A 5,911-nucleotide genomic window follows, 5' to 3' on the forward strand; every position below is an offset into this window, starting at 1 on the left:
AGATTTTATTACTACTATTTTACAACAAAAAAACTGTAGGCAAGCTCGTTTTTTTCGAGTTTGTCTACAGTCTGAGACGGCAGCTGCCGTCTTTTTTTATGAATACTGTGGGCGGAGTTTTGACCGTTTGTTGACGTGCTGCTCGGCACTTAAAGCTGCAATCGCCCCGTCAGCTGCTGAAATAACCGCTTGTTTAATCGGAGTTCTTCTAGCGTCACCGCCTGCGAAGACGCCGTCAACATTTGTGCGAAGGTACTCATCTACCATGACATATCCTTCTTCGTCGCGGATCACTGCTCCTTTTAAGAAGTCAGTTCCTGGCATCATTCCACCGAGATATAAGAAAATTCCATCCACATCCCATATCTGCTCTTCCTTTTTATCGGTAAGAACAACTATTTGCTCCACACTATCTGTCCCAATAATTTCTCTTACACGATGACGTTTATAAATTTCTACATTTGAGTTATTTTCTAATACAGAAAGGTCTACATCGCCCTTTAATTCAGTTGGAACTAACAACTTAACTGTTTTACAATACTTTGCCAATGTTTCTGCCTCGTGGATGGCTTCATCATTATCACCAACAACAGCGACCACTCTGTCTTGATAGAAGGCTGCATCACAGGTTGAACAATAGCTAACACCACGTCCTGTGTATTCTTCTTCCCCTTTAATCTTACCGAAAGGTGCTTTTGCTCCTACAGCAATAAAGACACTTTTAGCTTTAATGGTACCTTCGGCTAATTCTATCATTTTGATTTCATCTGAAAAATCAACCGATAGGACAGTTGAACGAACGAATTCTGCTCCAAAATCCTTCGCTTGTGCTTGCATTCTTGTTAACAGTTCAAGCCCGGTAACTTCTTCGCGTACACCTGGGTAGTTCGCGATTTTATGTGTGATGGCAAGTGTACCAGCTTTTGGGGCTTTATCAATCACGAGTGTTTTTAACTTGCCTCGGGCTGCATAAACAGCTGCAGATGCTCCGGCGGGACCGCCGCCGATGGTAACAAAATCATAGACTTCTTTAAGAACATTTTCATTGACTGCTTGAAAAATAGTATCAGCATTTACGTTGCTAGTTTCAGTCTTTGCAGAGCTAAGCACAGGAACTTGGTCTTCCGAGAGTCCAAGCAATTTATTTAATTTTTTCTCCTGAAAGCCAAGGACTAGTTTTCCATCAATAAGCGTTGCTGGTGTTCCATATATTTTCCGTTCCTTTAATTGATCAAAATATTCCTTATGTATGGAAGCATTCCGCTCTTCAAAATCAATGTGGCGATCTTTTAAGAATGATTTTACTTTTTCACAATAAGGACAGCCGGAACTGCTATAAACGATCACTTCAGGTTTAGACAATTTTGCCAACCTCCAATTATTTGATAATTTCATAATAATATAAATATTAAGTGAAAGTCAATCCTTTTTAATAATTATTATAAATAATAAAACAGTCCAACCAATGGTTGGACTGTAGTATGATTCTATATGGATCTGCCTAAGAAAGCCGTTAGCATCCAAACATGTTTCTCAAGACCAGAATGAATCGCAAGCAGCATATCTCCTGTTGTTTCATCATGATTTTCATCGGCAAAGCTCATGCCTTCTTTCAATTCGCCAATAATAATTGAGAAGTCATTTATAATTGATTCAACCATCTCATCCGCAGATTCGTTACCTGACGCTTCTTTAATTGATGAGATTTCTAGGTATTCTTTCATTGTAGCAGCGGGTTTTCCGCCGATAGCTAGCAAGCGTTCTGCCAGTTCATCGACATGGATGCCAGCCTCATTATAAAACTCTTCAAATTTGACATGTAAGGTGAAAAATTGCCCACCTTTTACATACCAGTGATAGTTATGTAACTTCGTATACAGTACAGACCAGTTTGCAATCTGTTTGTTAAGTACACTGACTAATTGATTTTCCATAAAAATAGCCTCCTTTATCACTTCACTTATATTATTACCAAAGATTCAGCAGAAATCCTGTATGTATTTGAGGAATTTGTTGTCAATGTAGTGAAAAATTCATTGGTTTTAAAGAGCGCTACGCTCTATTTTTATGTTACAAGCATGAAACAATTTGTAATAATATAACCTATTATTTCCACATTGGCCATCTAATGTAATTCATATATGAATGGAAGATAATTCTATTTAGTAGACAAATCCCTTCATACTGGGCGCATTTTAGGTCCATGTTTCGTTACCACTTTTTGGGTAATGAATCAGTATGTAACAACTGTTAGCCTTATTAGTATGACAAGCGAGGAATAAATATTGGAGGTAATAATTTATGAATAAATTTAAAAAATTACTAATTGCGACCGGACTTATCTTATCAATGTCAGCTTTTACGTTAAATGGAACAACTGAAGCGGCAACAACCACACATAAAGTACAAACAGGTGAAACTTATTGGAAAATTGCCGTGAAGTACGGTTTAACTGTTAATAATCTAAAAAAAGCAAACAACAAAACTAGTAATCTTCTTTATGCAGGATCTAATCTAGTAATCCCGAATTCTTCTGTTACGGCAGCAGAAAAAGATTTAATGGCACGATTAGTTCGTGCTGAGGCAGTAGGAGAGCCATATGCAGGGAAAGTAGCCGTTGCAACGGTTATTCTTAACCGTGTATCCAGCCCTGATTTCCCAAATACTGTTAAAGGTGTTATTTATGAAAAGTCGAACGGGTACTATGCCTTCACGCCTGTAAAAAATGGAACAATTAATCAACCAGCTGATGCTGCTTCAAAACGAGCAGTGAATGAAGCACTTGCATTCAGAGGTCAGGGAAATGGATCATTATTTTTCTATAATCCAAAAACAGCTGTAAGTAAATGGATTTACTCGCGTCCAGTAACGGTAACCATTGGTAACCACCGATTCGCGAAATAAAAGCTATGTTAAAGTAGTATTTCAAAAAAATGGTACTCTAAACAAAAAGCAGTGATTTCCTAAAAATGGAATCACTGCTTTTTTTATATTTAACTATTAATCTTGTTTAATTTTTAGAGCAACCAGACTAGCAAATTCATGGATAATGGTGGCAGCAAGTAATGATGTAATCTGAGTCGGATCATATGGCGGCAAGACCTCGACTAAGTCAAAACCAATAAAGTGAAAATCTGTTAGAGATCGGATGATTTGCAACGTTTCAAAACTATTTAAACCACCAACTTCTAGTGTTCCCGTTCCTGGTGCGCATGAAGGATCAACAAAATCAATATCAAAGCTTAAGAAACAAGGAGTATCACCAATTTTTGCTTTCATTTCATTCAAAACATTTTCGATTCCTCGTTGCTTTAGCTCTGGCGTTGTAATCACGTGATAGCCTAAATCCGTGCTGGCGTCAATATCACCGGGATGGTTCAAGGTTCCTCGAATTCCTACTTGGAAAACCTTATCAGGAATGAGGAGATTCTCTTCGTATGCTCGGATGAATGGTGAACCATGCCAATACTTTTCTTCATAATATGTGTCCCAAGTATCTGTATGAGAATCAAAGTGAATTAAGGCAACAGGACCGTGCACTTTTACTGCGGCTCGAAGATGGGCTAATGTTACAGAATGATCTCCTCCTAGTCCAATTGGAATAATTCCTTTTTCCATCAAGTCCACCATTGCTTTTTCAATCACCTCATAGCTGCGATGGATGTTATGTGGAATGACAGATATATCACCGATGTCAATGGCATTACATTCGTCAAAAGGATAAACCTTGTGAATCGGATGATATGGGAATAGAGTCATTGACGATTGACGAATAGCTTGAGGTGCGAACCGAGCACCAACACGAAAGGAGGCTGCAGTATCAAACGGGACACCAACAATGGCCAATTTAGCATTTTCCCTGTGGGAGGGTAACCTCATAAAGGTCCCGGTGGTACAAAATTCTGGTTTAACATCAGGTGATAATGGATAGTGCATTTAAGATTCCCCCATTTCTTATTTTCATATATTGTAAATTGCAAGAATTGTGCCAAATGAAATGGTGAGAGGCATCGTTGCGAATGGAGCGAGAAACTATTTAATTGGGAATATTGTATGCATAGATGAATAATTCAAAAGACTATAGGTTGACTATTCAAGACCTCCCTTTGAGATTAATTTAAAAAATATGTAGTTTGGCACGGAAATTGCAAGTATATATTTGAATTTTCAAAAAAGTGAGGGGGAGTAAAAAATTTTCAGAAGACAAAGGATTTCTTTTATGAAAGCGTTTTAATCAAAAGGGAGGTATGATAGGTGGAGAATGGCGTAAAGCTGAAAAGATCGTTAAAGTTGTGGCAGGTCGTAATCATGGGGTTAGCTTATATGACACCCATGGTGGTTTTTGACACATTTGGAATTGTTTCTGGTGTAACCCAGGGGCATGTACCAGCAGCCTATATTATTGCATTGATTGGGATGCTGTTTACAGCGTCAAGTTATGGGAAGCTTGTTAAGGTTTTCCCTCAAGCTGGATCAGCCTATACGTATACCCAAAAAGCGATGAACAGGCATCTGGGTTTTCTAGTTGGATGGTCTTCACTGCTTGATTATTTGTTTTTGCCAATGGTAAACGCTTTGTTAACAAAACTGTACCTCAATGCATTGTTCCCATCTGTGCCAGATTTTATTTGGGTATTAGTGTTTGTAGGAATTGTTACATTCCTAAACCTGCGAAGCGTAAATGCCCTGGCAAATTTCAATACATTATTTGTTCTTGTTCAAATACTGATCATGGTTGTCTTTATTATCCTTGTTATTAAAGGTTTACATTCGGGAGAGGGAACAGGAACTGTTTTTAGCTTAAACCCATTTTTTGTTGAAGGCATGAACCTGCCTGTCCTTATTACCGGTGCAACGATTCTTTGCTTTTCTTTCCTGGGTTTTGATGCTGTTACAACATTGTCTGAAGAAACTCCCAATCCGCAAAAGACGATCCCAAAAGCAATAATGCTTACAGCTTTATGGGGAGGGGTTATTTTTATTACCACATCGTTTTTTATTCAATCATTTTTTCCAGATATATCTAGATTCAAAGAACCTGATGCCGCACTTCCAGAAATTGCTCTATATGTAGGTGGTAAGCTGTTCCAATCGATTTTCTTGTGTACAACCTTTGTTAATACACTAGCCTCCGGACTTGCATCACATGCTAGTGTTTCCCGACTCTTGTATGTGATGGGGCGTGACAAGGTATTTCCGGAAAAATGGTTTGGATACGTTCATCCAAAATGGCGGACACCTGCAATTAATGTTTTAGTTGTGGGTGTCATCTCATTGTCGGCCTGGTTCTTCGATCTCGTTACGGCGACTTCGTTAATTAATTTTGGTGCGTTAATGGCCTTTACGTTTGTCAATCTTTCTGTTATTAGTCACTTTGCCGTTCGTCAAAAGCTGCACAGGACACCTAGAGGTTTTTTGGATTACGTTATAATGCCTTTAATTGGTGCGGGGGCGGTCGGGATCCTTTGGATTAATCTAGAGGTTAGTTCCTTGATTATGGGAATTCTTTGGTTCATTACTGGATTTACTTACTTACTTTTTCTAACAAAGGCATTCCGAATAGCGCCACCCCAATATAAAGCGGAGGAAGCATAAACGAATAATCTTTTTATGATAGCAGTGGATTCTGTGATATGTAAAGGGTTCTATTTTCGGATGCTTTCTAATTAAAAGACACAAGAAAAGACGTATGAATTGGCATACGTCTTTTCTTTATTTATCAAGGTTTCTACGCAATAAGATGATCCTCACTTACGGCTGGGGGATCAGGTTAAGCACCCGAGTGGAACAATAGACGGAAAAATTCCGCTTAATTCGTAATTATTATTAAAAAAGGGATTAAGTCCGTATAATTGTGTAAAAAGAAAAAGGGGTCAAATTAATTCCTTTTGTCAACAATGTTATCAGCGAC

At 38.3% G+C, this 5,911-nt stretch carries 5 protein-coding genes; 2 read left to right on the forward strand and 3 right to left on the reverse strand.

Annotation, left to right across the window (positions count from 1 at the left end; all coding sequences use genetic code 11):
• Positions 1-96 precede the first annotated feature (96 nt).
• Complete coding sequence (locus tag FS608_RS29545) at positions 97-1,362, reverse strand: FAD-dependent oxidoreductase (RefSeq protein ID WP_260871866.1); 1,266 nt, start codon at positions 1,360-1,362, stop codon at positions 97-99.
• Between the two features lie 125 nt (positions 1,363-1,487).
• On the reverse strand, positions 1,488-1,934 hold the full coding sequence (locus FS608_RS29550) for a Dps family protein (protein WP_144556130.1): 447 nt from the start codon (positions 1,932-1,934) through the stop codon (positions 1,488-1,490).
• Positions 1,935-2,301: 367 nt separating this feature from the next.
• Here FS608_RS29550 and FS608_RS29555 point away from each other — a divergent pair, with 367 nt between their 5' ends.
• Positions 2,302-2,904, forward strand: a complete 603-nt coding sequence (locus FS608_RS29555) for a cell wall hydrolase (RefSeq protein WP_144556132.1) — start codon at positions 2,302-2,304, stop codon at positions 2,902-2,904.
• A 96-nt stretch (positions 2,905-3,000) separates the two neighbouring features.
• On the opposite strand, the gene speB is transcribed toward FS608_RS29555, so the two are convergent.
• Positions 3,001-3,936, reverse strand: a complete 936-nt coding sequence (gene speB, locus FS608_RS29560) for an agmatinase (protein ID WP_144556133.1) — start codon at positions 3,934-3,936, stop codon at positions 3,001-3,003.
• 318 nt (positions 3,937-4,254) lie between these two features.
• On the opposite strand from speB, the gene FS608_RS29565 reads away from it, so the two are divergent.
• Entirely contained in the window at positions 4,255-5,595 is a 1,341-nt protein-coding gene (locus FS608_RS29565) for an APC family permease (RefSeq protein ID WP_222127433.1), read from the forward strand.
• The last annotated feature ends 316 nt before the right edge of the window (positions 5,596-5,911 follow it).

This window comes from Bacillus sp. X1(2014) (genome assembly GCF_007678255.1).